This window comes from Streptomyces sp. AA4, assembly GCF_000158875.1.
Lineage (GTDB): Bacteria > Actinomycetota > Actinomycetes > Mycobacteriales > Pseudonocardiaceae > Amycolatopsis.
The window spans coordinates 1376966-1403815 of record NZ_GG657746.1; the positions used below are offsets into that span (position 1 = coordinate 1376966).

Here is a 26850-nt window from a genome sequence, read left to right on the forward strand (position 1 = left end):
TGTCACTGGCCGCGTTCACGTCTTCGGCACCGCCGGGTAGGGGACGAACGTGCTGGTGTTTTCGTCCACTGTGAGCGGTTTGCCGATCGCCGGAAACGCGCGTTGCGAACAAGCGGGCCGGTCGCACACCTTGCACCCCATGCCGATCGGCGTCGCGGCGGCGGGTTCGTCCAGGTCAAGGCCGGTCGAATAGATCAACCGCCCAGCGTGCCGGAGCTCGCAGCCGAGGCCGACGGTGAACGTCTTGCCCGGGCTGCCGTACCCGCCGATGTTGCGCGACACCGTCCGCGCGACCCAGAAGTACCGCTTGCCGTCCGGGAGCGCCGCGATCTGCGTGAGGATCTTGCCCGGCGAGGTGAAGGCCTCGTAGATGTTCCACAGCGGGCAAGCCCCGCCGACGCGCGAGAAGTGGAAACCCGCCGCCGACTGGCGTTTCGACATGTTCCCGGCGCGGTCGACCCGCACGAACGAGAACGGCACGCCGCGCTGTTTTGGCCGCTGAAGAGTCGACAGCCGGTGGCAAGTGGTTTCGAAACCGACGCCGAAGTGGTCGCAAAGCCGCTCGATGTCGTACCGGAACTCCTCGGCCGCGGCCAGGAACGGGCCGTAGGGCAGGATCAGCGCGCCCGCGAAGTAGTTCGCCAGGCCGACGCGCGCGAGCGTCCGCGCGGCCGGTCCGGAAAACGCCCACGAATCGGCGAGTTCGGTGATCAAGTCGTCGTATTCCAGCAACGCGATCTGAGACGCCATCCGGAACGCCTGCTGCCCGACCCGGAGGCTCGGGGCCAGTCGCAACACCCGCGTCGCCGGCTCGTACCGATGCTGTTCACCCGCGGACTCGTTGATGCCCTCGTTCGTCACGTCGACGCCGTAGCGCTGCCACAGCCGTTCCTTGAGCGACCCGAGCACCGACCCGCGCCGCAGCGGGATCTGCGCGGCCATCTTCTCGGCCCGCTCGTCCAGTTCGGCGACGTAGTTCTCCCGCTCGTAGAAGAAGTCGCGGACCTCCTCGTGCGGCAGCGGCGCGGCGGCGCTCCCGTGCAGGCCGAGGCCGTTTTCCGTGGTCAGCGCGGCCGTGCTCTCGACCGCGTTGCGGTAACTGCGGTGCAGCTTCACCAGCGCCTGCGCGATGGACGGCAGGTTGCTGGCCAGCTCGTTCAGTTCGCTCGTGGTCGCTTCGACGCCCACGGCCTCGTCGAGCAGGGCTTCCTTGACGTCGGCGACGAGCTGCGAGGTGTCGTTGTTGGCGAAAAACTCCGTGTCGACGCCGAACGCCTGCGTGATCCGCAGCAGCACCGGCACGGTCAGCGGGCGCGAGTTGTGCTCGATCTGATTGAGATAACTGGGTGAGATCTCGAGCACACGGGCGAGATCCGCCTGGCTCATCGACCGGCTCTCGCGCAGATGCCGCAACCGCGCTCCGGCGAAAGTTTTGTCCATGAGTGCTCCGTCCGGCCGGAAGGTTTCCGGGCCTGAACGATTACGTGAACGATCAAGCCCGCGAATTTTCGCTGCGGTTGCGAACAGCTGATTCGCAACCTTTGCAGCATGCTAGGCAATCTTCGCAGAAATTGGCAAATTGGAGCGGTAGACCAGGTTTTCCCGCTCGTGTCAGTGTCGTGACCAGGCAAGGCGAGCAATCGCAAACTTCGCAACACGGGAGAGTCCGATGACCGAGCAGGCCAATCAGCTCGAGCAGGCGGCGGCCGAGCTGGCCGAGCAGTGGAAGACCGACCCCCGCTGGGCGGGTGTCCAGCGGACCTACTCCGCCGCCGACGTGGTGAAGCTTCGCGGTTCTGTCGTCGAAGAGCACACCCTCGCCCGCCGCGGCGCCGAGAAGCTGTGGGAGCTGCTGCACAGCGAGGACTACGTCCACGCGCTGGGCGCGCTCACCGGCAACCAGGCCGTGCAGCAGGTGCGCGCCGGCCTGAAGGCCATCTACCTGTCCGGCTGGCAGGTCGCCGCCGACGCCAACCTCGCCGGCCAGACCTACCCGGACCAGAGCCTCTACCCGGCCAACTCGGTCCCGGCCGTCGTCCGCCGCATCAACAACGCGCTGGGCCGCGCGGACCAGATCAACTGGGCCGAGGGCAACGGCGACATCGACTGGTTCGCCCCGATCGTCGCCGACGCGGAAGCAGGCTTCGGCGGTCCGCTGAACGCGTTCGAGCTGATGAAGGGCATGATCGCGGCTGGTGCCGCGGGCGTGCACTGGGAAGACCAGCTGGCGTCCGAGAAGAAGTGCGGCCACCTCGGCGGCAAGGTCCTCATCCCGACCAAGCAGCACGAGCGCACCCTGAACGCCGCCCGTCTCGCCGCCGACGTGCTGAACGTGCCGACCCTGGTCGTCGCCCGCACCGACGCGCAGGCCGCGACCCTGCTGACCAGCGACGTCGACGAGCGCGACCGCAAGTACCTCACCGGCGGCCGCACCTCCGAGGGCTTCTACGAGGTCAACAACGGCATCGAGCCCTGCATCGACCGCGGCCTGGCCTACGCGCAGTACGCCGACCTGCTGTGGATGGAGACCTCCACGCCGGACCTCGAGGTCGCCCGCAAGTACGCCGAGGCGATCAAGGCGCAGTACCCGGACCAGATGCTGGCCTACAACTGCTCGCCGTCGTTCAACTGGAAGAAGCACCTTGACGACGACACCATCGCGCGGTTCCAGCGCGAGCTCGGCGCCATGGGCTACAAGTTCCAGTTCATCACGCTGGGCGGTTTCCACGCGCTGAACTACTCGATGTTCGACCTGGCGCACGGCTACGCCCGCAACGGCATGAGCGCCTACGTCGACCTGCAGGAGCGCGAGTTCGCTTCGGAGGAGCGCGGCTACACCGCGACGAAGCACCAGCGCGAGGTCGGCACCGGCTGGTTCGACCTGGTGTCCACCGCGCTGAACCCGGAGAGCTCGACCACCGCGCTCAAGGGTTCGACCGAAGAAGACCAGTTCCACTGACGCATCCCGCGGGCCGGCGATTCCGGTCGCCGGCCCGCCCCTTCCCTTTCCCCCTTCGCGGAGGTACGAGATGGCTGACACGTTGAACACCCGCATCGAGGTCACCGGGCCCGCCGATGGCCGCTTCGCCGAGATCCTCACCCCGGCCGCACTGGACTTCGTAGCCAAACTCGACAACACCTTCGCCGGACGCCGCCGCGAACTCCTCGACGAGCGCCGCCGCCGTCGCGAGCGGCTGCAGTCGGGGGAGGAGCAGCTGGACTTCCTGCCCGAGACGCGGTCGATCCGGGCGGACGAGAGCTGGCACATCGCCCCCGTCGCCCCCGGTCTGGAGGACCGGCGCGTCGAGATCACCGGCCCGACCGACCGGAAGATGACGGTCAACGCGCTCAACTCCGGCGCGAAGGTGTGGCTGGCGGACTTCGAGGACGCGACGTCGCCGACCTGGCACAACGTCATCGACGGCCAGCTGAACCTGTTCGACGCCATCCGCCGCAACATCGACTTCACCACCGAGGCGGGCAAGCGCTACACGATCGGCGACGACCCCGCGACGATCGTCGCCCGCCCCCGCGGCTGGCACCTGGTCGAGAAGCACATCCGCATCGACGGCCGCCCGGTTTCGGCGAGCCTCGTGGACTTCGGCCTGTACTTCTTCCACAACGCCCGGCAGCTCCTGGCGCGCGGCAGCGGCCCGTACTTCTACCTGCCGAAGCTGGAAAGCCACCAGGAAGCGCGCTTGTGGAACGACGTGTTCCTGCTGGCGCAGAGGGAACTCGGCATCCCGCGCGGCACCATCCGCGCGACCGTGCTGATCGAGACGATCACCGCGGCCTTCGAGATGGACGAGATCCTCTACGAACTGCGCGAGCACGCAGCCGGCCTGAACGCCGGACGCTGGGACTACATCTTCAGCGTCATCAAGAACTTCTCCGCGCACGGCGCCGACTTCGTGCTGCCGGACCGCGCCCAGGTGACGATGACGGTCCCCTTCATGCGCGCCTACACCGAACTGCTCGTCAGCACCTGCCACCGTCGCGGTGCGCACGCGATCGGCGGGATGGCGGCGTTCATCCCGAGCAAGGACCCGGTCACCAACGAGAACGCGCTGGAGAAGGTCCGCCAGGACAAGGAACGCGAGGCCGGCGACGGCTTCGACGGCTCGTGGGTCGCGCACCCCGGCCTGGTCCCGGTGTGCCGCGAGGTGTTCGACCGCGTGCTCGGCGGCTGGCCGAATCAGCTCGGCAAGCTGCGTGAAGACGTGCAGGTCGACGCTTCGGACCTGCTCGACGTCGCGAGCGCCGGCGGGGAGGTCACCGAAGCGGGCGTGCGGGCGAACATCAACGTCGCCCTCCGCTACATCGACTCCTGGCTGCGCGGCACCGGTGCCGCCGCGATCCACAACCTCATGGAGGACGCCGCGACGGCCGAGATCGCGCGGTGCCAGGTGTGGCAGTGGATCCGCAACGGCACGAAGCTCGAGGACGGCACGGCGCTGACCCACGAGCTGGCCGTCGAATTCCTGGACGACGAACTGGCGAAGGTCCGCACGGACCTCGGCCCGTCGGCCCGCCTCGACGACGCCCGCGCGATCTTCACCGAGACCGCCCTCGGCGAGAAGCTGCCGAGCTTCCTCACGACTGTCGCCTACGCCCGCTACCTGACCGAGCGGTGACAGGCTCCGGTCGCCAGTGACCTGACCACCGGCGACCGGTTACCCCGCACCACATTTTGGGATGGTGCTGGGACGGGTCCGGTGGCGGAGGCTCCCCGCCACCGGACCCGGGTCTTTCCGGACCCGCGCTCTTTCGCCACTCCGAGGCGAGGGCGCGGGTTTCCGGTTTTCGCAGGGTGTCCGCTGAGCTGGGTTGAGCGTCGGCCTGCTTCTGCGCACGCTCGGCCTATGCCCGGTACCCAAGGCCCGGCGGAATCTCGGGCGCTGCTCCGAGCCGCGTTGCCGTTGCCGCTCAGTGGCGAATCCCTGCACAAGGCCAGGTTTTGTCGGCTCCGCAGGCCCCTCGTTCGGACCTCCAGGTGGTTCGTCTGCCGTTTCGCTCCCGACGCCTGATCGCACCGAATCAGCGCGTCCCGCGCCGAGGCCATTCCACGCAGGCCGCGACCGCTCCGTTCAACCGGCGCCCAGGCACGAGCGGAACCCAACCGTCGCGCTCACCAAACGGACCCATCCAGCCGCGAGCCCGATCGCTCGCTCGGTCCAGCCGCTGATGCGAACGACCTGCACCGACCTCTCCGAATCCGACCTCGTGCCCGTCCGAGCCGCCGTTGCCGCCCAGTGGCGAATACCTGGTCAACACCTCCTTTTGAGCATCGATCGCCGAGCTGTCCACCACAGCCCGCTCCCACACCAGCCCCCCGGCGCCTTTCCTCCCGCGCGGCGGCCCTCTTGCTTATTTGATTCGACATACATATATTGCACATGTAACTACCTGGGGGAGCGTCGCCGGCGAGGGCGCCGTGCAGCTTCCGACCTCACTCGCACCCGGAGAAACCATGCATTGGCTTTACCTCGGCATCGCTGTGTTCTTCGAGATCGCCTTCGCGCTCGGAGCCAACGCCACGGACGGGTTCACCAAGCTGTGGCCGTCGGTGTTCACGCTGGTCATGGCGGCTGGCGGCATCTTCTTCCTGAGCCGCGCCCTGCTGACCCTCGACGTCGGCGTCGGCTACGCGATCTGGACCGGTCTCGGCTCGGTCGGCATCGTGCTGCTGGGCGCGCTGATCTTCAAAGAGAAGCTCAACTGGCGCAAGCTCATCGGCTTCGGCCTGGTGATCTGCGGCATCGTCGGTCTCCAGCTGACCGGTGCCTGACTCTCGACTTCCCGTTCCCGAAAGGATCTTCGCCGTGTCCGTTCAACCCGAAGCCGCACCAATCACCGCACCGGAGAAGACACAAACCACCCGCCGTGCCTGGGGCATTCTTCTCTTCGCCGGAGTCTGCGAAATCGCGTTCGCCGTCAGCACGGACGGCAGCCGCGGCTTCACCAACTTGCCGTGGTCAATCGCCACCGTGATCACGGCCGCCGCAACGATTTTCACGCTCAGCCTGGCCCTGCGCACCATCGACGTCGGCGTCGGCTACGCGGTCTGGACCGGCATTGGCGCGAGCGGTGCCGCGATCTTCGGCGCGATCATCTTCGGCGAAAGTCTGGGACCGCTGCGAATCCTGTTCCTCGCAGTGATCATCGCCGGCGTCATCTGCCTCAAACTCGCCGGCGGCTCAACCGATCCGGCGAAAGCCGACGACTGACCGTACCCAGCCCGACGCCCCACGGAAGTCGAACCTGCTCAATCCCGACTACCGGCACCGTGGTCCGTCATTACGCTACCCCGACGCGGCACCGTTGTTCGCGACGAACTTGGAGGCCAGCCAATGCCCATGGCGACTGTCAACGACCGCCCGATCTTCTTCGCCGACACCGGAGGAGACGGACCGGCCTTGCTCCTGGGACACGGCTACTTCCTGGACCACTCAACGTTCTCGTCGCAAGCAGCGGCGCTCGCGCCGGAGTGGCGCCTGGTCACCTGGGACGCCCGCGGCCACGGGCAAACCCCGGACGACGACCCCGGCACGTCATACACCTATTGGGACCAGGCCCGAGACGCGCTAGGCCTGCTGGACCACCTGGGCATCGAACGCGCCGTCGCAGGCGGACTCTCCCAAGGCGGGTTCACCGCGTTACGAATCGCATTGCTGGCACCAGAACGAGTCGCAGGTTTGGTGCTGTGGGACACCGAAGCAACTCCGTGCGACCCAGCCGACAAGGCAGCCTACGGCGCCATGTTCGCCGCCTTGCGCGAATACGGCCCGATTGACGACCTCATCGGACCCCTGTCGACACGGCTGCTCGGAGAATCCGACCTGCGCGACGAGCTACGTGCCCGATGGCGAGCAGCACCCACCTTGCCACTAGGCCCGGCCGCACACTGCCTGCTGGAACGAGACGACGTCTCAGCCCGCCTGAACGAAATCACCTGCCCAACACTGCTGATGTGGGGCGAGCAAGACGTTTCCCTTCCGCGCGACCGCATGGACTTGCTGAGCGAACGCCTCCCGAACGCCAGCGAGGTCCACGTAATCCGCGGCGCGGCCCACACCCCGGCCCTGACGCATCCAGAGCAGGTCAATCCTCTGCTGCACCAGTTCCTGCGGACGTTGGCCTGACCGATCCCCGCCGTCCAAATCCTTGCGCAATCCAGCCCACCGCGTCCTCCCGGCAGCCCAATGCCGCGCAGGTCAACGACGAACTCCGAACAACAAGAGGCCAGGTGATCGTCCAATTGCATGCACGCACATGTGCTATACAAGAGGTCTCGGCATCACTTCTCGATGCCGGACAAGGCTTTGCCGGAGAGGTCGTTAGCGTGACCACCACCCCTTCCCCTGGCCGCAAGCAGACAGGGGCGAAACTCACCAGCCTCGGCGCGATGTGGCCCCGCATGATGGCCCTGCGCAGCCGCATCGACCACGAGGTCGAACAAGCCTTGCAACGGCAGCTGCACCTGGGCTTCTCGGAATTCGTCGCTCTGATGTCGCTCGCCGATCGCCCCGACGGCGAACTCCGCATGCAGGAACTCGCGGACGCGACGTCGCTCAACCAGAGCTCCGCGACCCGCTTGGTCGGCCGACTCGAGCGTACCGGCCTGACCGAACGACGGCTATGCGAATACGACCGCCGCGGCGTCTACACCGGAATCACCGACGCCGGACGCGTCGCGTTGCGCAAAGCCGTCCCGGTCTACGAAGCAGCCCTGGCGAGCGCGTTCGACCGTGTCGCGGCGGACCCCGACTACCGCGACCTCATCGCGGCCGTCGATCCCCGCTGACAAGCGCCCTGACCAGGTATTCGCCACTGAACGGCGAATCTCGCTGACCGTCGGAACTCAGCACGCGCCCTACACTTCGAACGCGTTGCCAGTCGCGATCTTCGGCCGACCCAATTCTACCGGCTCGCCGACGCGAGCCCGCCGATAGACCTCGACGGTCGCTTCCGCGATCCGCCCCCAGTCAAAGTCCGCGCCAAGCCGGGCCTGCGCCGCGCGTGCACGCCGGGCCGCCGCCGGAACGTCGCTCAAGACCGTCACCACCGACGAGGCGAGGCCAGCGACGTCCCCCGGCGCGAAGGCCAACCCGGTCTCCCCGTCGATGACAACCTCGCCGAGCCCGCCCGCAGTCGATGCCACCAGCGGCGCTTTCGCCGCAGCAGCCTCCAACGCGACGATCCCGAACGGCTCGTACCGGCTAGGCAGCACGACCGCATCGGCCGCGGCGAGGAGAGCGCGCAGGTCGCGGTCGGAGAGATGACCGACGAAGTCCACCGCGCGGCGAATCCGCAGCTTGCGAGCCTGCGCGACAAGCTCGTCGTGATGTCGCCCTTTTCCGGCGACGACCACCCGGGTCCCCGGGAACCGGCGGCGAATCCGGGGCAACGCCGCCAGCAGGTCTTGCACGCCCTTTTCCCACTCCAACCGGCCGAAGAACAGCAGGAAGGGAGCCCCGTCCGGACTGTGCTGCTCCCGCATCCTCGCGACTTCGCCGGATGACACGCGCCAGCTGCGACCTTCGATGCCGTTGTGGATCACCGCGACGTCGGCCGGGTCGATCTCGAAGAGATGCGCGACCTCCTTGCGCATCGCCTGCGAACAGGTGATCACCGCGTCAGCGCGGTTGGCCAGCCACCACTCGACCGAATGCACCTGCTGGTTGAGCGGATGCGACAGCCACCCCGAGTGCCGGCCCGCTTCGGTCGCGTGAATCGTCCCGACGAGCGGCACCCGAGCAGCCTCGGCGACTGCGATCGCCGGATGCGTGACCAGCCAGTCGTGCGCGTGGACGACGTCGGGCTGCCACGTGCGCAGCAAATCCTGCGCCGCCCGGATCATGGCGTGCCCCATGGCGAGCGTCCACGCCACGAGGTCCCGCTCGAAAGTCAAGTGCATCGGGTCCTCGGCCACGCGAACGACCCGAACCCCCTCGATGACCCGATCGCTGCGCGGATGCGTCGACGCGTCGGTGCCCGCAGTGTGCCGGCAGAGGACGACTACGTCGTGGCCCTGCTGCGCGAGATGCCTCGCCAGCGCGTGAACGTGCCGGGCCAGGCCGCCGATGACCACCGGCGGGTACTCCCAGGACAACATCAGCACGCGCATGGCCCGAGGTTACTCGCCAGTCGCTTACCCCGGGGCGGCCGCCCGAACGACCGGTGGAAAGCCCCGTCGCCGCCCGAGGAAAACGTGCCGGTACACGGAAGGATCCGCTGGTCAGAGCGTTTCGCCAAAAAACGGCAACAGCTCCGCCTGGCCAGTGGGCCGGCCCGCGGTGGACGCATCACCGCAGCTCAGCCCCCTTCCCGGACGGTGACGACCGGTCAGACTGAATCGCGAGCTTCCTGCTACGGCCACCTGCCGCGATCAGTGACCCTCACATCTCAGCACTTCCCTCTGCGCCGAAGGTCCGCTACCAGCGGCTGACCAGCTATTAGCCACTGAGCGGCGAAAGCTCGCCGACGACAGCTCGGCTGCTTCACCTGGGGAAGTTCCACCGAGGACCTGTGGCCAGCTATCGACCGCGGACAGCCGACAAGATCGATGTGCAACATCTCTTCCCCTGCTGTCCGAACAGCCCTCGAGCTATGCCGCGGACCGCGATTCTCTGCCACCATGACCGTTGATGACTCCCACAGAGCCCGAATGGAAGCGCGCGGATCCGCCGCTGACCACCCCGTGGACCGATCGAGTCGACCCCGCCGCGGTGCTGCCCGAATACCCGCGCCCCCAGCTTCGCCGATCGGAATGGCTGAACCTGAACGGCATCTGGGAGTACGCAGGATGGCCTGCTTCGCCCGCGGAGCCGCGACCAGTCGGGTACAGCGAGCGCATCCTGGTTCCGTTCGCACCGGAATCGGCGCTCTCGGGAATCGGCCGACGCGACGAAGTGCTGTGGTACCGGCGATTGTTCGAGGTCCCGGAAAGCTGGAGCGGGCGACGGGTCTTGCTGCATTTCGGTGCAGTCGACCAGAAAGCCGAGGTGCGGGTCAACAACCAGTCGGTGGTCACCCATGAGGGCGGGTACACGTCGTTCTCCGCGGACATCACGGACGCGCTCCGTGCATCAGGACCGCAGGAAATTACCGTTCGCGCAGAGGACCGCACGGACATCGAGCCGTACCCCATCGGCAAGCAGCGCAACGAACCTGGCGGTATCTGCTACACCCCGACGTCGGGAATTTGGCAGACCGTGTGGGTCGAGCCCGTGCCGAACGAGCGCATTTCCTCTCTGGAGATCGCCTCGGACGTGACGGGCGTGTCAGTGTTTCCGCAGGTCACTGGCGGTGCCCAGGTGGAGTTGATCGTTTCGCCGCCAAACGGCGACGAGGCAGCGCGCGTCCGGGGCACCGCCGGCGCGCGGCTGCGGGCAAACCTTCCGGAACCACATCCGTGGTCGCCTGACGATCCGTTTCTGTACGACATCACCGTCCGGCTCCTGGATGCGCACGGTGATGTGCTGGACGAAGTCGCCAGTTATTGCGGCCTGCGAACGGTAGAAATTGTCCCGGATGTCGACGGACGGCCACGGATCGCTCTGAACGGCAGGATCACCTTCCTGCACGGACCACTCGACCAGGGCTACTGGCCGGACGGCGGTTACACCGCGCCGACAGACGAGGCGCTCCGGTTCGACCTCGAGAAGGCGAAGGAACTCGGGTTCAACCTGGTCCGCAAGCACGTCAAGGTCGAGCCCGCGCGTTGGTACTACTGGGCTGATCGGCTGGGTTTGGCCGTCTGGCAGGACATGCCGTCGCTGGTCGTCTCGTTCGCCGGACCGCCCGGGCACGCGCCGGACCCGCTGCCCGAAGGACAACAGCGGTTCGAGGCCGAGCTGCGGGAAATGGTCGCGCAGCTGCGCAATGTCACGTCGATCATCGCCTGGGTGCCGTTCAACGAAGGCTGGGGAGAATTCGACACGGCCCGGATCGCGGCACTCGTGAAAGAACTCGACCCGGCTCGGCTCGTCATCGCCAACAGCGGAGTGAACTGCTGTTTCTCCCGACCGGACACTGGTGCTGGCGACATCTACGACGATCACACGTACGTCGGGCCGGGGGAGCCGCACGAGGGGGACCATCGCGCACTGGTGGACGGCGAATACGGCGGCCTGGGCTTGATCCTCGACGGTCACGTTTGGCCAGGTCCGCCCAATGCCTATGAAATGACGACCGATTCCGCGCATCTCACGCGCCGGTACGCGGAGGTCAGCGAACGCCTCGAAGGGCTGGTTTCCGACCTGGGATTGTCTGGTGCGATCTATACTCAGACCACTGATGTAGAGAACGAAGTGAACGGCCTTCTCACCTACGACCGCAGAGTTCGGAAGCTCGACTTCGCCGACGCCGCCAGCCACAACCGAGCGGTGATCGCGCGTGGTTCGCACCCCGAGGTGAAGACCGCTGCCGACCTGGCTGGCGAGGCTTCGGACGGCCGTTGACCTGCGATTCGCCATTGAGCGGCAACACAAGATATGCAGTCCCGGCACGGGGGACTGCGGCCTGGGGGACGAACCAGGCCGGCTTGAGATTCGCCGCTCATCGGCGAAAGGCTGGTCGGCGGCGTATTGAAGCTGACGAGATGTCGTCCAGGTCCGGCAAGCTGCTTCACCGTCGCGGGTCAGCGGCTACAGCGCCGTGGCGACCGGTGATGTCTGATTTGCCTTGAGCGGCGACTGCATTCTGGGCTGGCGACACAGGGCTGACGTTGTGCTGCGCGGCGACGTCGGCTCGCGGTGCCTCATGTTCGTTGGTTGCCAGTTGCCGATAAGGTGCGACGACGCCGCATGCGAGCAGAGGCCGAGGGACGCTCGAACTTTCGCCACTGAACGGCAACGGCGGAACCCGCAGCTAGCGAGGTCGCCTCGCGGGTAGGCAGAGTGCGTCCCCTGGCAATCGCCGAAAAACGGCAAATGCTCTCCGGCCGCGATAAACGCTGGCCGGAGAGCAGGATCGAAGCTCAAGCAGGCAGAGCCGCTTCGATGGCGGCAACGATCGTCTCGTCTTCAGGCTCCGTACGCGGACGGAAGCGACCGAGCACCTCGCCGTCCGGGCTGATCAGGAACTTCTCGAAGTTCCACTGCACGTCGCCGGCTTCGCCCTCCGCATCCGGAGTTTCCGTGATGCTCGCGTAGAGCGGGTGCCGACCTTCGCCGTTGACGTCGATCTTCTCGAACAGCGGGAACGAGACTCCGTACGTGGTGGAGCAGAACGTCTGGATCTCCTCCGCGGTACCTGGCTCCTGGCCGGCGAACTGGTTGCACGGGAACCCGACGACCGAGAAGCCCTTGTCGCCGTAGCGTTCCTGCAGGCGCTCCAAACCGGTGTACTGCGGCGTCAACCCGCACTTCGACGCCACGTTCACCACGAGCAGCGTCTTGCCGGCCAGCGGTCCGTCGAGAGTGGCGTCTTCGCCGGACAGGGTCTTGAGGGGCAGGTCGCGGATTCCCATGGAATTCCCTTCGATCGTCATGCGCGAGGACGCCGCAGGGCGCGGGCGTCCAGATGTCCGAACGGGCCGTCGGCCCGGCGGTATTCCTCGGCCAGGGCAAGCGCGCGAGCACGATCTCCGCTGCGCAACAACCCGGCGAGGGCGTCGAACCTTTCGGTGTGCACCCGGGCACGGCGGCGGGCGTAATCGGCGGCGGAGTCTTTGGTGACCATGAACGCCCAGTCGCTGGACAGCGCCATCATCGCCTCAGCGACGGCTTGATCGGCAACGGTGTCGCGAGTGGTCCCGTCCTGCTTGTCGACCAGGTCCAGAAGACGGGTCTGCAGCGCGGTGTTGTCCTGCACCATGTCCGCGACCTGTTCTCCGTCCCAGACTCGCCAGTCCTTGCCGGAGCCCCATGAGGACGCGGGCAGCTGGACCGGTTCGCCCAGATGGCCAGCTTCGAGCGCGCCGCGCAATGTGGTCACCCGGACGCCGGCCTCCGGCAACGCGCGCAGGATTCCTTCAAGCCAGGCCGGACCTTCGTGCCACCAGTGTCCGAAGAGTTCCGTGTCGTAGGCCGCAACCACCAGTGATTCGCGCCCGTGTTGTTCGCGGAGGGACCTCAGCCGCGCGACGACTGTCTCGACGAAATCCTTGACATGCGAACCTAAAACGTCCGTGGCGAGCGCGGGATCGTAGGGAGCTTTGTCCTGTGGCTCAACGGTTTTCCCGGTGACGCGCGACGCCTTCAACCCGACTTCGTGCGCCCACGTGTGGAAGTCCCGGTATGCCGCATGGCCTGGATAGCCTGCTTTCGGCGACCAAACCCGGTAGGTGACTTCGAGGTCACGGCCAAAGCAGACGACATCCGAGTCGCCGACGGGATGCGCGGCCGAGGTGTCACCATGGAGTGAAGGGCCGTCGACAAGGAAGCGTCGCACGCCGGCGTCGTGATAATCTCGCTCCATCCCCGGTGCATAACCACATTCAGGTGCCCAAATACCCTCTTGTGCGCGGCCGATGCGCAGCGCGGTGTCCTCCAGTCCGGCCTGGAGGGCGAATCGTCGCACCCTCTGGTCCAGCAATGGCTGGAACGGATGCGCAAGCGGTCCGCCGAGCAATTCGATCGTGTCACTGTCCACAAGCGACCGAAGGATCGGCGAGAAACCGTGTCGCCAGCGCGTTTCCAGCTCCGCGGTGGCGTGCATCGCGGCCTGGTGCTCTGCGGCGGCGAGGTCGCGCAGCAACGGATCGCCGCGCCAGAGCGTCGATGCGTGCTGCGTGCGCAGCTGCCAGTGGCCGACCCAGTCATGGCAGGCGCGGATGGCGTACGGATCGTCGAGCTGGGCGGCGAGGACTGGAGTCATGCCTAGCGTCAGGACGTCGCGTCGCCCCTCAGCGGCGAAACGGCGCAGCAGGTCGACGACTGGCAGATACGAATGCGTCCATGCTTGGTACAGCCATTCCTCGCCGACCGGCCAGCTGCCATGGTGCGGCAGCCACGGCAGATGGCTGTGCAGGACGAGGCAAAACGTGCCTTCGGACGCGGGATTCCGGGTGTTCACGGGCGCACCGCCACGGTTACCAGGTCAAGGCTCGCGTCGAGGTTCTCGCTGTGCACGGCGAAGTCGTCGGCGCGGATCGCTGCGACGTCCGCGAGGAGGTCGGCGGGCCAGGTGGCTTGTCCGGGGAGGGAACCCATGACGACGTCCAGTTGAGCATCGATGATCGAGCCGCCGTAGCGGGTTTCCACGGTGCGCAGGGATTCCGCGTGGTGCAGGCCGTTCAGCTCGGCGACGGCGAACCCGGCCGCGCGCAGCAGATCGTCCATTTCGGACGGCGCGAGCTCCCGCGTGTGGAACGGGTTGAGCGGCGTGTCGCTGTCCGGCGTGAAGGTGAGCCGGTTCGGGGTCGTGACCAGCAGTTTCCCGCCCGGGCGCAGGACGCGGAAGCATTCGGCGAGGAAACCGTCCTGGTCCCAGAGGTGCTCGATCACCTGGAAGTTCGCCACGACGTCGACCGCGCCGTCCCGGAGCGGGAGGTATGCCAGGTTCGCCCGCGCGACGGAGACGTCCGGGTACCGGCGCGCGACGTGCTCGGTGGTCGGTGCGTCGTAGTCCAGCGCGAGCACTCGCCGCGCGTGCTGGGCGATGAGCCCGGCGCCGTAGCCCTCGCCGCAGCCGGCTTCGAGCACCGTCGCGTCGGTGCAGTGGGGGAGAAGGGCGAGGTACGCGGCTTCATGGCGGCGGAACCAGTAATTCTCCTCGGGGATGCCGGGGACGGTCCGTTCGCCGGTGAGGTGCAGTGCCTCGGCCCGGGTGGCTGCGTTGGTCACCTGCGCGACCCTAGCGCCTGTCACGTTTCGCGCAGCCGTCTCGTTCCAGCCGTATGCAACGGACGATCACGCGCATCCTCCTCATCCTGCTCGGTCTCTACACCCTGGTGCAGGGGCTGTGGCCGCTGCTCGACCCGACAGGGTTCTACCAGGACTTTCCCGGTTTCCGGCACGGCTGGGTCTCCATGGACGGGCCCTACAACGAGCACTTCATCATCGATTTCGGCGGCCTCAGCCTGGCGCTCGGCGCGATGCTCGTCGGTGCTGCCGTGATGGGCACCACAACTGTCGCCCGGCTGGTGGCGGTCGCCGCGCTGCTGTTCGCCGTCCCGCACCTCATCTACCACGCCGGGCACGTCGCGCACTATCCGCAGCTCGACCAGGTGCTCATCATCGGCGGGCTCGCGGTGACGGTCCTGCTGCCGCTCGTGGTGCTCGTGGTCCCTGGGCGGCGAATCGAGGTCAGTTCGACGGCGACACCGTGATGCTGAGCGCACCCGGGCCGACGTGAGCGCCGATCACGGTGCTCGCGTCGCCCACCACGATCTCGCCCGCACCCGGCACACGCTCCCGCAGCCGCTGGACGACCTCGCTTTCGTCCGAGCCGAACCGGGTCACCGCGAGGTCCACCGGCTGGTCGCCCGCGGCCTTCACCGCCAGTTCGACGAGCCGGTTCATCGCTCGTTTAGTGCCGGGGACACGGGCGAGCGGGCTTACTTCTCCATTGCGGACGGTGAGCAGCGGCTTGATCGCGAACGCACTTCCGAGCATCGACTGGGCAGCGCCGATCCGTCCCGATCGCCGCAAGTATTCGAGCGTGTCGACGTAGATCAGCTCGGTCGAGCTGCGCACGCGCCGTTCCGCGGCGTCCAGGACCCGCTCGAGCTGCCCGCCGGCCCCGGCGACGCGGGCGGCGGACACCGCGGCGTAGCCGAGACTCATGCTCGCCGTCCCGCTGTCGAGGATGTGCACCGGAATGCGGACCTGCTGGGCGGCTTCGCGGGCGGCCTCGACGGTCTGCGAAAGCCGTCCGGAGATGTGCAGGCTCACGATCGCGGACGCGCCGGCCGAGGCCGCGTCCTGGTAGCTCCAGAAGAACGCGCCCGGGTCAGGCGGCGAAGTCGTGACAGTCGCGCCGGATTTCATCGTCTGGATGAGCTCGCTCCGGTCGAAGCGGTGCTCGTCGTCCGTCTGGTCGCCGACGTGCAGCTGGACCTGGACGACACTGATTCGCCACTGAGCGGCGAGCTGCTCGGGCAGGCACGAGGTCGAGTCGGTGACTACGGCGATGTGCGCGGACATGGTGCCGGAGCGTAACCCCTGACGGCCTACTGCGAGTAAGTGACCGTTGCTCCGATCGGGCGAGCGGCGCGCTGGACGGGCTAACCGGTCAACTAGTAGGACGATGGTCCCAATAGATTGCTCATCCAGGTGAATGCCGTCACCTCGAGGGGTCCGGCCGCGGAATTGGCCCTAATCTACCGCTCAGTAGAGCACTGTCCCGCGGCCGAGAGCCGGCCCCAACCGGGAGGTCGAAGAAGACCCATGACGAACATCGTTGTCCTGGTCAAGCAGGTACCGGACACCTACTCGGAGCGGAAGCTCTCCGGTTCCGACAACACCCTTGACCGCGAATCCGCCGACGCCGTGCTCGACGAGATCAACGAGAAGGCCGTCGAAGAGGCCCTCAAGATCAAGGAAGCCGGCGAGGGCGAGGTCACCGTGATCTCGGTCGGCCCGGACCGCGCGACCGACGCGATCCGCAAGGCCCTTTCCATGGGTGCCGACAAGGCCATCCACGTGTCCGACGAGGCGCTGCACGGCTCCGACGCGATCGCCACCGCGAAGGTCATCGCCGCCGCCGTCGGCAAGGTCGAGGGCTTCGACCTGATCCTGGCCGGCAACGAGGCGTCCGACGGCCGCGGCGCCGCCGTGCCCGCGATCCTCGCCGAGCTGCTCGGCGTGCCGCAGCTGACCTACGTGCGTCAGCTGACCGTCGAGGGTTCCACCGTGAAGGCGGACCGCGAGACCGAGGACGGCATCACCCACCTCGAGGCGAACCTGCCGGCACTGGTGAGCGTGAGCGAGAAGATCAACGAGCCGCGGTACCCGTCGTTCAAGGGCATCATGGCCGCGAAGAAGAAGCCGGTCGAGACGCTGACCATCGCCGACCTGGGCATCGACGCGGGCGAGGTCGGTCTCGCCAACGCGTGGTCGACGGTCGTCGAGGCCTCGCCGAAGCCGCCGCGCACCGCGGGCGAGAAGGTCGAGGACGAGGGCGACGGCGGCTCGAAGGTCGCCGAGTACCTGGTCGCGCAGAAGCTCATCTGAGACACGGTTTCGAGGAGGATTCCGGAAAATGGCTGAAGTGCTCGTCCTCGTCGACCACGTCGACGGTGATGTCAAGAAGGTCACGCTCGAGCTGCTGACCGCTGCGCGCGCCCTCGGCGAGCCGTCCGCCGTCGTGGTGGGCCCGACCGGCACCGCGGCGAAGGCCAAGGAAGCGCTCGCCGGCCACGGCGCGGCGAAGGTGTATGTCGCCGAGGGCGACGACGCCGCTGGTTACCTGGTGACCCCGAAGGTCGACGTGCTCGCGAAGCTCGCCGAGCAGGTCTCCCCGGCTGCAGTGCTCGTCGCCGCCAGCGCCGAGGGCAAGGAGGTGGCCGCGCGGGTCGCGCTGCGGCTGGGCTCCGGTCTGCTTTACGACGCGGTCGGCGTGAACTCCGACGGCACCGTGGACCAGTCCATCTTCGGTGGCGCGTTCTCCGTGAAGGCCAAGGCGGCCAAGGGCGCGCCGGTCGTGTCGGTGCGTCCGGGTGCGGTCGAGGCGGAGGCTGCCGAAGGCGCGGCCGCCGAGGAGACCGTCGAGATCCCGGCGCAGGACCCGGCGAAGTCCGCCAAGATCACCGGCATCGAGCCGGTCGTCGGCGGCGACCGTCCGGAGCTGACCGAGGCGTCGATCGTCGTGTCCGGTGGCCGCGGCGTCGGCTCGGCGGAGAAGTTCGACGTCGTCGAGAAGCTGGCCGACTCGCTCGGCGCGGCTGTCGGCGCGTCCCGTGCCGCGGTCGACTCCGGCTACTACCCGGCGCAGTTCCAGGTCGGCCAGACCGGCAAGACGGTCTCGCCGCAGCTGTACATCGCGCTCGGCATCTCGGGCGCGATCCAGCACCGCGCCGGCATGCAGACGTCGAAGACCATCATCGCGGTCAACAAGGACGCCGAGGCCCCGATCTTCGAGATCGCCGACTTCGGCGTGGTGGGCGACCTGTTCAACGTCGCGCCGCAGCTGACCGAGGCTGTCGACAAGCGCAAGGGCTGACGTTTTCTTTCGCCCGGAAGGCCGTCGCGTGCTCGCCACGCGGCGGCCTTCCGCGTTCTCCGGAACCTTCTCGGCTGTCTGAGAGGAACCTGAGAACCCGCAATTAACTCAACGTGCACTGACCGGTCATCGATTGGCACTCTCCGAGGCTGCTTACCGGCAGGTACACCTTGACCATGACGTCGTCACAGCTCCTCGTCAGTACTGATCAGGCGGGTGCCGACCTTCCCGCAGGCGCGCCGCGGTATTCGCTTCTGGTCGCCAACGGGAACGATGAAGTGCTCGCCGCGCAGAAACTGCGATACCGGGTTTTCGCCGAGGAGATGGGGGCGGAACTGCATTCCCCGGAGCCCGGCCGGGACGTCGACTACTTCGACGAATTTTGCGACCACCTCGTGGTCCGCGACGACAACACCGGCGAGATCGTCGGCTGCTACCGGATGCTTCCGCCGGAGCGCGCCGCGCAGGCCGGAAAGCTCTATTCCGACAGCGAATTCGACCTGACGACGCTCGCCGCGCTGCGTCCGTCCCTGGTCGAAACCGGCCGGTCCTGCGTCCACCCCGACCACCGCAGCGGTGCCGTCGTGAGCCTGGTGTGGGCCGGGATCGCGCGCTACATGCTCCTTTCCGGACACCGTTATCTCGCCGGTTGCGCGTCGGTCCAGCTCAACGACGGCGGCAGCTACGCCGCGGGCGTCTGGGATGTCTTGCGCACCAAGCACCACGCCGACGATTCGCTGCGCGTCTCGCCGTTGAACCCCTGGGAACCAGGCGCGATCGCGCGCCCCGACCGGGCCATGCTCCCGCCGCTGATCAAGGGCTACGTGCGGCTCGGTGCCAAGGTGTGCGGCCCGCCGGCCCTCGACGCCGACTTCGGGGTCGCGGACTTCTTCGTCCTGCTTGATTTGCAGCAGGTCGACGAGCGGTACCTGAAGTTCTTCCTCGGAGCGCAAGGATGAGTCACGCCTGGATGCCGACCTCGCCCTGCGGTGACGATTGCCTCACCGAGGGCGCGCCGACGGTCGGCTTGCCGCGACGCATTTTGCGTTTCACCGCAGCGATTTCCGTGGTCTTCGCGGCGCTGCTGATCGCGCCGGCGCTGCTGGTGATCCGCGGCCGTAGCCGGGAACGCTTGCTGCGCCGGATCTTCCGGGCCGTGCTGCGGGCATTCGGCGTGCGGATGTCCGTGGTGGGCGGCGCGGACTTCCTCGCCGCCCCGGCAGGTCGCGGTGCGCTCGTGGTGAACAACCACATCTCGTGGCTGGACATCATCGCCATCAACGCTCTGCGCCCGATGCGCGCGCTCGCGAAGATCGAGATCGCTGCCTGGCCGATCCTGGGCGTGCTCGTACGTCGCGGCGGGAGCATTTTCCTGGACCGCAACCGTTTGCGCACCCTGCCGACCACGATGGCCGAACTCGCCGACAGCCTCCGCGCCGGCGCGCTCGTCAACGTCACCCCCGAGGGCACCACCTGGTGCGGCCTGGCCTCCGGCCGCTTCACCACGGCCACCTTCCAAGCCGCGATCGACGGCGGCGTCCCGGTCCGGCCGATCGCCCTCCGCTACCGCCTCGCCGACGGCCGCGAAACCAGCCAGCCGGCGTTCATCGGACCCGAGTCGCTCATCGCGTCCCTGCGCCGGGTCGCAGCATTGCGCGGCCTCGTCCTGGAGGTGCACGTGTGCCCGGAGATCGCCCCGGGCCGTGCCGAAGACCGCCGTTCGCTGGCCGCTCTAGTCGAGGCGGCTGTCCACTCGGCCCTCGGGACCGTCCGCATCCCGCCGCAGCGCCGCCGGGTCCTGGTCGGCCGTCCTGCACCCTCCCAGCCGGTTGCGCACTGACGAACGCCCTGGTCACGAGGCTGCGAAGGGGAGTTGCCGTTTTTTGGCGAAACTCCTCCGCAGCGCTCCGACCCCGATGGCTGGCTCCTCCGGCTGTTCGAAACCAGTCCATTCGCCACTCAACGGCGACAGCCGCCCGACTCGCCTCGCCGCTCGAGTGGCCACGGCTCTCCGGCTCGTCGAAGCTGCCGTCCGCATGGTCCACCGCTTCACGGCGATGAGTCGCATGCGTCTGCTTCTGCGCCCCGCATTTGTCGCCGCTGAGTGGCGAAAGCCGCGAGCCCCGACGCCGCCTGCCCCCGCACTCAGCCTTTTCGCCGCTGAACGGCGACGGCCCACCCGCTGAGGTCGCCGCCAAACGGCGACACCGACCTGTCGGGTCACCCGAACCGCACTGCCGTCGAGCCTAGCCGGATGATCGTCGTCAGGAAACGGCAATAGTCAGCTTCCCGCCGGGGTGCCCGTTCTGGCTCTCTTCTTGCGCAGCTGCTGCTTCCTCCAGCGGGAACGTCTTCCCCTGCGCAATCTGCAGTCCATTGTGTACATACCCGAGGATCTCGTTCAGCACCTCCTGGGTCTGCCCGTCCTGACCGCCAGACGAGAACGGCAGCCCGAGCTGGAACGCAGCTCCGTCGGCAATCGTCACGATGCGGTCCTTCGACCCGCGCAACTCGACCGATTCCGGCAAAACGCCATGACCGGACGCGTCGAACACGGCATCTACCGGTCGGTCGGCAACTTCGCGAACCCGCTTCAGCCATCCGTCGCCGTAACGCACCGGAATCGCGCCCAGAGCTTTCACCTCATCGAGATTGTGCTGTCCAGCCGTTCCGATCACCGTCGCGCCCCGCGCGACCGCGATCTGTGTCGCGAAACGACCGACTGCGCCACTCGCGCCATGGACCACCAGCAGTTCGCCAGCCTTGACATCGAGCAGACGCAACACGCGCAACGCAGTTTCGCCAGCAACTGGCAACGCAGCCGCGTCATCCCAGGAGAGGCCGGCCGGCTTGCGAACGATCGCTCCGCCGAGCGCGAACTCCGCGTACCCACCCGTCGCTGACCAGCCGAATACCTCGTCTCCGACGCTGAATTCAGCGTCGTCACCCACCGCGTCGACCACCCCGGCGATCTCCAGCCCTGGAATCTGCGGAGCTTCGAGCGGCGCGCCGCCGGCCATCGCCCCAGAACGAATCTTCCAGTCGATCGGGTTGACCCCTGCGCGCCGGACTGCGACCCGGACCTGCCCCGGGCCAGGTTCCGGTGCCGGAAGTTCGTTCAGTTGCAGCACTTCAGGCCCGCCGTACTCGGCGAAAGTGATGGCTCGCATCTCGGTTCACACTCTCCTTCGGTCGCTGTACGTCCTACTTAAGCCAACCAGCGTCCGGCTCATTCCGAAGCCGCACGCTCGATTCGCCAGTCAACGGCAACACCGCCCTCTTGGCGCGCTCGACCACCCCGACGTCGTGACCCAGACAGCGCCGCCCTGTCGCCCCATGAGCACCTGATCCATCGGTTTAGGTGACCGCCGCAGCGTTGCTAGCTACCCGGCGTCATCGACTCCCTGTGCCGGGCGCCCCTCGTCTGTCCCGCCATAGCAGCCACAGGCTTCCGCGGAGCCGACCTAAGCCGCCGAACGTCAACCCGTGGCCGCGGATACCACCCTTTTGCGCTGCGGCCCCACTTCTCACCCCCAAAGGTCGACTGGCGACTTGACCTCCAGAGTGCTGGAGGTTGCAAGCTCGCGATCATGAGCCAGACCGTCGAAGCGCAGCCTCGAAAAAGCGTCCTCTGGAGTCGAGAACATCGTCTTGTCACCGTCGGCCTGCTGCTTGTGGTCACGCTGGTGGCCTTCGAAAACATGGGCGTCGCCACCGCGATGCCGACACTGGTCGCCGAACTTCACGGTCTCGCGCTCTACTCCTGGCCGTTCACCACGTTCCTGGTGGCCAGCGTCGTCGCCACAGTGTTGTCCGGACGGCTAGGCGACCGTCGCGGCCCAGCACCGGCACTCCTGGTGGGACCGGCGCTGTTCGCCGCGGGACTAGCCGTTGCGGGTATCGCCACAACGATGCCGATGCTCTTGGTCGGTCGTGCGCTGCAGGGTTTCGGATCGGGATTTTTGCTGGTGTCGGTCTCCCTTCTGATCGCCCTGACGTTCACCGACCGCGAACGCCCCGTCATCTATGCGGCCAACGCCGCCGCTTGGGTGCTCCCGGCGGTCATCGGCCCGTCCGTCGCCGGTTTGGTGACCGTGACCGTGGGCTGGCGATGGGTCTTCCTCGGACTGCTCCCGCTGGTCGGGATCGGCATCGTTCTCCTCTACAAGGTCACTCGCCGTTTGCCTGCCCACGTGCCGCTGCCCGCCGGACGTCGCGCAGGCGTTATCGCTGCTGTTGTCGTTGCGCTCGGAGTCGCCGCCTTGAGCTGGGCCGCGCAGCACCCATCGCCTGCTGCGGTCGCGTACGGAGCCTTGGGTCTCGTCGCGCTGGCCGTCGCACTGCGCACACTCCTGCCAGCGGGAACCATGACCTCTCGTCCCGGTTTGCCCACGGTGGTCGCCTCCCGGGCCTTGATCGCCGGTGCATATGCAGGCATGGAGGCGTACCTGCCACTGACCATGACCGCCGTCCACGGTTACAGCCCCGCGCTGGCTGGTCTGCCGCTGACCATTACCGCGCTCGGCTGGTCCGCCGCTTCAGCCCTCCAAGGCCGGTTCCTCGACTGGTCCCGCGAGGCATCGCTGCGCACTGGCTTCGCGCTCGTCGCGTTTGGCCTGGTCGGCTTCGGCTTTGTCGCCCAATCGTGGTTCCCGGCTTGGGTGGCCTTCGCGGTCTGCGCGGTCGGCGGGGCCGGGATGGGAATCGCGATGCCCGCTATCTCCGTCCTCCTTCTGCGCTACTCGCCGGAAGGGGAACGGGGATTCAACACGTCTGCCATGCAACTCGCCGACTGGGTCGGATCGGCGCTGCTCATCGGTCTCGGCGGGGTGCTCCTGGCCGCCGTCGCATCCGCCGCCCAGCCTTCGGCCGCGATGGGACTGCTCAGTATCGCCCTAGTCCTGCTGGCTTTGCTCGGCGTATTCCTCACGAGCAGGTGGCCGAAACAGGTGTGACGTGCCACTCCGCGGCCCGGGGCGAGCTTCGTCACAGGCCGCATCGGTCTACCCTGATAGAGCGATGACCTATCTCGACCATGCGGCAACGACTCCGATGCTGCCCGAAGCCATTGCGGCGATGACTGAGGCTTTGTCCACCGTGGGCAACGCCTCTGCGCTGCATTCTTCGGGCCGCCGAGCTCGGCGGGCCGTCGAGGAAGCTCGCGAGGTGATCGCCGCCGCTTTGGGTGCGCGCCCATCGGAGGTTATCTTCACCGGCGGCGGTACGGAGAGTGACAACCTCGCGGTCAAGGGCATTTTCTGGGCCCGTCACGGCGAGGACTCGGCTCGGCGTCGCATCCTGTGCAGCACGGTCGAGCATCACGCAGTTCTCGACACTGTCGAGTGGCTGGAGCAGCACTCGGACGCCGAGATCACCTGGCTCGAAGTCGACGACCAGGGCCGGGTGTCGCCGGAAACGCTCCGCGCCGCGATTGATGCGGCACCGGAGACTGTCGCCCTGGCGACGGTGATGTGGGCGAACAACGAGGTCGGCACTGTCAATCCGGTCGCCGCGCTCGCTGAGGTCTGCAACGAATACGGGGTTCCGCTGCACACCGACGCCGTCCAGGCGGTCGGTGCGGTGCCTGTCGACTTCACCGCCTCCGGAGCAGCCGCGCTCACGCTCACCGGCCACAAGCTCGGCGGCCCCTATGGCGTCGGTGCCCTTCTCCTCGATCGCGATACTTCGTGCGTCCCTGTCCTCCACGGCGGCGGCCAGGAACGCAGTGTTCGCTCGGGCACTCTCGACGTCCCGGCGATAGCCGGCTTCGCCGCTGCGGTGCAGGCGGCGATCAGCGGTCGCGCGGAGTATGCCGACCGGGTTGCGAAGCTGCGCGACGAGCTAGTCGCCGCGGTCCAGCGCGAGGTCCCGGACGCGATTCTCAATGGCCGTGACGGCGAGCGCTTGCCGAGCCACGCTCACTTCACTTTCCCCGGCTGCGCGGGCGACAGCCTGCTGATGCTCTTGGACGCCAAAGGCATCGAGTGCTCGACCGGCTCGGCATGCACGGCGGGTGTCGCGCAGCCAAGCCACGTCCTCCTGGCGATGGGAGCAGACGCCGCCGCGGCTCGCGGTTCGCTCCGATTTTCGCTTGGCCACACGTCGACACTGGACGACGTGCACACCCTGGCGCGCGAGATCGGTGGCGTCGTCACCCGTGCCCGACAGGCCGGCCTCGCCGGCATGCGCAAGCAGACGCAGAAGCAAGAGGTGTAAAGCAATGCGGGTATTGGCCGCAATGAGCGGAGGAGTCGACTCGGCCGTCGCCGCTGCGCGCGCAGTGGACGCCGGCCACGACGTCGTCGGAGTGCACCTGGCGCTCTCGGCTCAACCTGGCACGCTGCGGACAGGTTCCCGCGGCTGCTGCACCATCGAAGATTCCCACGACGCTCGCCGGGCCGCGGATATCCTCGGCATCCCGTTCTACATTTGGGATTTCGCGGAGCGCTTCACCGAAGAGGTAGTTGAGACCTTCGTCGGTGAGTACGCCGCCGGTCGCACGCCGAACCCTTGCGTGACTTGCAACGAGAAGATCAAGTTCGAGGCCCTGCTCGAGAAGGCACTCGCTCTTGGTTTCGACGCTGTCGCGACCGGCCACTATGCGCGCCTCGCGACCGTTGACGGCGAGTTGGAACTGCGCCGGAGCGCGGACGAGGGCAAGGACCAGTCGTACGTCCTGGCTTCGCTGCAGCCGGAACAGTTGCGTCACGCGATGTTTCCGCTGGGCGACTCCTGGAAGTCGGACGTGCGCGCCGAGGCGGAGCAGCGCGGTCTTTCGGTCGCGCGGAAGCCGGACAGCCACGACATCTGCTTCATCCCGGACGGCGACACCAAGAAGTTCTTGGAGAAGCGACTCGGCGAGCGTCCCGGCGAACTCGTCGACGCCGAAACCGGTGCAGTGCTCGGGCGTCACACCGGCGTACACGGATTCACCGTGGGCCAGCGGAAGGGCCTCGGTATCGATGCGCCGGCCGCTGACGGGCGACCGCGGTATGTCCTTTCGCTCGAGCCTGTTTCGGGCACGGTGAAGGTCGGGTCGTCGGCCGACCTTGGAGTCCAGGCCATCGACGCGGACCGGGCGATCTGGCCGAGCGGACGGGCATTGGACGGTCCGACCGAATGCACCGTCCAGGTTCGCGCGCACGGAGGCATCGCCGACGCGGTCGCCGAAGTGGATGAAGACGGACGAGTCTCCATCCAGCTGCGCGAGTCGTTGCGCGGTGTGGCACCTGGCCAGGTAGTTGTCCTTTATCGGCGAGACGACCAGGCGGGCGACCTCGTGCTAGGCAGCGCCAAGATCTCCGGCACGCGCTGATCTCCTTATGCGCCTAGGCGTTCCTCCTCAGGGTGTTCCGGCGTGGGTTGGGGGTCGTGCAAGGGCGGAGGCGCGCTTTCAGCCTTCTCGCCCGTCGGTGTCGTGACGATCAGTTTCCCGTCCGGCATGACCTCGTAGCTCCAGTCGGCTCGATTCTTGAGGCGGCGGTGTCGCAAGCAGTAGCTCAGCGTCGAGTCCGCATCCTCGGGACCAGAACCGGTCGTTTCAGTCAGGCAGTTGTGCGCGGGCCGCGGGCAGCCAGGCTGTCGGCATTCGCGGTCGCGCACCCGCACGAACTCTTCGACGTCGATGCTCGGCCGATACCGGAACTTGCCGACCTCGATCACCTGTCCGGTCAACGGATCGGTGATGACCCGCCGGACGGTCGTGTCGGGACCAGTAGCGATGTGGCGGGCGAGTTCGGCTGGGATGTGGCCGTGGCCGGCCAGTTCCGCGGGATTGTCGTTGAGGCCCAGGTATGTCTTCAGATCGACATAGAGGTACACCTCGGTTTGCTCCGCAACGCCGCCCTTGCCGCTGAGCAGCAGATCGATCGCGACGTCAGCGCGTAGCTGGTCGAGAGTTCGCTTCTCGTTGCCGGTCTTGAGCGCTCGCGCGATCTTGTCGACACGCAGGTAGGCCGCTGCGGCTTTGTCCGCCGAGAGGTTGTCGACGGTGAGCCGCGAGATGCCTTCGCTCTGGTGCTGCAGGTTGACGCGACGTTCGGATTTCCGCTGAGCCAGCCGGTTCATCGCACCTTCTGGGTCGATTTTCGTTGCGGCGTAAGCGGTTGCCTTGCGGACTTGAGTCGGGTTCTTGTCCTCCAATCGGTGTTCGAGCAGGTAGTCGACCATTCGTGCATGGCGGTCGGACAGGTGGCTGGTGCCGTCAGTGACCTTCATGGCGCGATAGAGGTCGAACTTGCCCTGATCCATCAGACGGAAGGTTCGGGGCAGTCGTTGAGCGAGAGCTTCAGCGGCGGCGAGCATCGCGCCTGCTCGGGTATCGGTGATACGCAAGGCGATCGCGAACTCGCACGCGAGCTCGTGCGGGTCTGATCTTCGTCTTCGCATGCCTGCCATGCAATGCAGCTGCAGCGCCTGCAAGCGGGCGATCTGGCGGTTCGCGTCCTTCACCGCCGTCATCAACTGGTCTGGTTGCAGGCGATCGAAGAGGCTGAGGTTCGCGTGCATGGCGCGAAGCAGGAAGGCCAGGTCTGCGGTTTCGGTAGTGTTGTGGGTCTGATCGGCGTGCTCCGCCGGTGTGGTTGCGTTGCTCATGATCGTCACGATACGCAATTATTCGAGTACAGTCAGCTAAATTGCGCGAGGGGACCCATCGTGCAATCGCTTGTCATTTGCGTGACGACTCTGGCACGGTGAAAGCCTGATGGCTGAGCGCACGGACGGCTGAAGCTGTGTGGAGGA

General features: G+C 67.1%; 23 protein-coding genes. 15 read left to right on the forward strand and 8 right to left on the reverse strand.

Annotated features, from left to right (window positions below; all coding sequences use genetic code 11):
- Window positions 1–15: 15 nt before the first annotated feature.
- Window positions 16–1440, reverse strand: a complete 1425-nt coding sequence (locus SSMG_RS06515; RefSeq protein ID WP_009073949.1) for a short-chain fatty acyl-CoA regulator family protein — start codon at window positions 1438–1440, stop codon at window positions 16–18.
- A 229-nt stretch (window positions 1441–1669) separates the two neighbouring features.
- Here SSMG_RS06515 and aceA point away from each other — a divergent pair, with 229 nt between their 5' ends.
- The 6 genes from aceA to SSMG_RS06545 all read left to right on the forward strand — a co-directional run bounded on the left by aceA (window position 1670) and on the right by SSMG_RS06545 (window position 7804).
- A complete protein-coding gene (gene aceA, locus SSMG_RS06520) occupies window positions 1670–2959 on the forward strand; it encodes an isocitrate lyase (RefSeq protein WP_009073950.1) in 1290 nt (429 codons plus the stop codon).
- 70 nt (window positions 2960–3029) lie between these two features.
- A complete protein-coding gene (aceB, locus tag SSMG_RS06525; RefSeq protein WP_009073951.1) occupies window positions 3030–4634 on the forward strand; it encodes a malate synthase A in 1605 nt (534 codons plus the stop codon).
- 836 nt (window positions 4635–5470) lie between these two features.
- Window positions 5471–5788 carry a multidrug efflux SMR transporter gene (locus tag SSMG_RS06530; RefSeq protein WP_009073952.1) on the forward strand — a complete coding sequence of 106 codons (318 nt, stop codon included), beginning with the start codon at window positions 5471–5473 and terminating at the stop codon, window positions 5786–5788.
- Between the two features lie 34 nt (window positions 5789–5822).
- Window positions 5823–6227 (forward strand): multidrug efflux SMR transporter, encoded by a 405-nt coding sequence (locus SSMG_RS06535; RefSeq protein ID WP_009073953.1) that lies wholly within the window; start codon window positions 5823–5825, stop codon window positions 6225–6227.
- A 129-nt stretch (window positions 6228–6356) separates the two neighbouring features.
- Window positions 6357–7142, forward strand: a complete 786-nt coding sequence (locus SSMG_RS06540; RefSeq protein WP_234392804.1) for an alpha/beta fold hydrolase — start codon at window positions 6357–6359, stop codon at window positions 7140–7142.
- A gap of 200 nt (window positions 7143–7342) precedes the next feature.
- A complete protein-coding gene (locus SSMG_RS06545) occupies window positions 7343–7804 on the forward strand; it encodes a MarR family winged helix-turn-helix transcriptional regulator (protein ID WP_009073955.1) in 462 nt (153 codons plus the stop codon).
- Between the two features lie 69 nt (window positions 7805–7873).
- On the opposite strand, the gene SSMG_RS06550 is transcribed toward SSMG_RS06545, so the two are convergent.
- Window positions 7874–9127: a glycosyltransferase family 4 protein gene (locus SSMG_RS06550; protein WP_009073956.1), complete on the reverse strand. Its 1254-nt coding sequence runs from the start codon at window positions 9125–9127 to the stop codon at window positions 7874–7876.
- 520 nt (window positions 9128–9647) lie between these two features.
- Between SSMG_RS06550 and SSMG_RS06555 the strand changes: the two genes are divergently transcribed.
- Window positions 9648–11462: a glycoside hydrolase family 2 protein gene (locus SSMG_RS06555; protein ID WP_009073957.1), complete on the forward strand. Its 1815-nt coding sequence runs from the start codon at window positions 9648–9650 to the stop codon at window positions 11460–11462.
- Window positions 11463–11980: 518 nt separating this feature from the next.
- Here the strand turns inward: SSMG_RS06555 and SSMG_RS06560 are convergent.
- From SSMG_RS06560 to SSMG_RS06570, 3 genes are read right to left on the reverse strand one after another with little or no spacing between them, the layout of a single operon-like run.
- Window positions 11981–12472, reverse strand: a complete 492-nt coding sequence (locus SSMG_RS06560) for a glutathione peroxidase (RefSeq protein ID WP_037716710.1) — start codon at window positions 12470–12472, stop codon at window positions 11981–11983.
- A gap of 17 nt (window positions 12473–12489) precedes the next feature.
- Window positions 12490–14019 (reverse strand): glycoside hydrolase family 57 protein, encoded by a 1530-nt coding sequence (locus SSMG_RS06565; RefSeq protein ID WP_009073959.1) that lies wholly within the window; start codon window positions 14017–14019, stop codon window positions 12490–12492.
- Window positions 14016–14789, reverse strand: coding sequence for a class I SAM-dependent methyltransferase (locus tag SSMG_RS06570; RefSeq protein WP_037712794.1), 774 nt, complete (start codon window positions 14787–14789; stop codon window positions 14016–14018). Before SSMG_RS06570 ends, SSMG_RS06565 begins: the two co-directional genes overlap by 4 nt.
- Window positions 14790–14842: 53 nt before the next feature.
- Here SSMG_RS06570 and SSMG_RS06575 point away from each other — a divergent pair, with 53 nt between their 5' ends.
- Complete coding sequence (locus SSMG_RS06575) at window positions 14843–15274, forward strand: hypothetical protein (protein WP_009073961.1); 432 nt, start codon at window positions 14843–14845, stop codon at window positions 15272–15274.
- On the opposite strand, the gene SSMG_RS06580 is transcribed toward SSMG_RS06575, so the two are convergent.
- The gene (locus SSMG_RS06580; protein WP_009073962.1) at window positions 15252–16091 is read right to left on the reverse strand and encodes a DegV family protein; all 840 of its coding nucleotides are present in this window, start codon (window positions 16089–16091) and stop codon (window positions 15252–15254) included. The two genes, SSMG_RS06575 and SSMG_RS06580, sit on opposite strands and share 23 nt — an antisense overlap.
- 243 nt (window positions 16092–16334) lie before the next feature.
- Between SSMG_RS06580 and SSMG_RS06585 the strand changes: the two genes are divergently transcribed.
- The 4 genes from SSMG_RS06585 (at window position 16335) to SSMG_RS06600 (ending at window position 19948) form a co-directional block, all read left to right on the forward strand.
- Window positions 16335–17120 (forward strand): electron transfer flavoprotein subunit beta/FixA family protein, encoded by a 786-nt coding sequence (locus SSMG_RS06585; RefSeq protein ID WP_009073963.1) that lies wholly within the window; start codon window positions 16335–16337, stop codon window positions 17118–17120.
- A gap of 28 nt (window positions 17121–17148) precedes the next feature.
- Window positions 17149–18108 carry an electron transfer flavoprotein subunit alpha/FixB family protein gene (locus SSMG_RS06590; RefSeq protein ID WP_009073965.1) on the forward strand — a complete coding sequence of 320 codons (960 nt, stop codon included), beginning with the start codon at window positions 17149–17151 and terminating at the stop codon, window positions 18106–18108.
- A 176-nt stretch (window positions 18109–18284) separates the two neighbouring features.
- Window positions 18285–19067: a GNAT family N-acetyltransferase gene (locus SSMG_RS06595; RefSeq protein ID WP_009073966.1), complete on the forward strand. Its 783-nt coding sequence runs from the start codon at window positions 18285–18287 to the stop codon at window positions 19065–19067.
- An 11-nt stretch (window positions 19068–19078) separates the two neighbouring features.
- Window positions 19079–19948, forward strand: coding sequence for a 1-acyl-sn-glycerol-3-phosphate acyltransferase (locus tag SSMG_RS06600; RefSeq protein WP_199785822.1), 870 nt, complete (start codon window positions 19079–19081; stop codon window positions 19946–19948).
- A gap of 424 nt (window positions 19949–20372) precedes the next feature.
- Here SSMG_RS06600 and SSMG_RS06605 read toward each other — a convergent pair whose 3' ends face one another.
- Window positions 20373–21278, reverse strand: a complete 906-nt coding sequence (locus tag SSMG_RS06605) for an NADP-dependent oxidoreductase (protein WP_009073970.1) — start codon at window positions 21276–21278, stop codon at window positions 20373–20375.
- 420 nt (window positions 21279–21698) lie between these two features.
- Here SSMG_RS06605 and SSMG_RS06610 point away from each other — a divergent pair, with 420 nt between their 5' ends.
- The 3 genes from SSMG_RS06610 (at window position 21699) to mnmA (ending at window position 25423) form a co-directional block, all read left to right on the forward strand.
- Window positions 21699–23063, forward strand: coding sequence for an MFS transporter (locus SSMG_RS06610; protein WP_009073972.1), 1365 nt, complete (start codon window positions 21699–21701; stop codon window positions 23061–23063).
- A gap of 64 nt (window positions 23064–23127) precedes the next feature.
- Window positions 23128–24324: a cysteine desulfurase family protein gene (locus tag SSMG_RS06615; RefSeq protein WP_037712796.1), complete on the forward strand. Its 1197-nt coding sequence runs from the start codon at window positions 23128–23130 to the stop codon at window positions 24322–24324.
- A 4-nt stretch (window positions 24325–24328) separates the two neighbouring features.
- A complete protein-coding gene (mnmA, locus tag SSMG_RS06620) occupies window positions 24329–25423 on the forward strand; it encodes a tRNA 2-thiouridine(34) synthase MnmA (RefSeq protein ID WP_037712797.1) in 1095 nt (364 codons plus the stop codon).
- Window positions 25424–25428: 5 nt separating this feature from the next.
- Here mnmA and SSMG_RS06625 read toward each other — a convergent pair whose 3' ends face one another.
- Entirely contained in the window at window positions 25429–26703 is a 1275-nt protein-coding gene (locus tag SSMG_RS06625) for a DUF222 domain-containing protein (protein WP_050788398.1), read from the reverse strand.
- Between the last annotated feature and the right edge of the window lie 147 nt (window positions 26704–26850).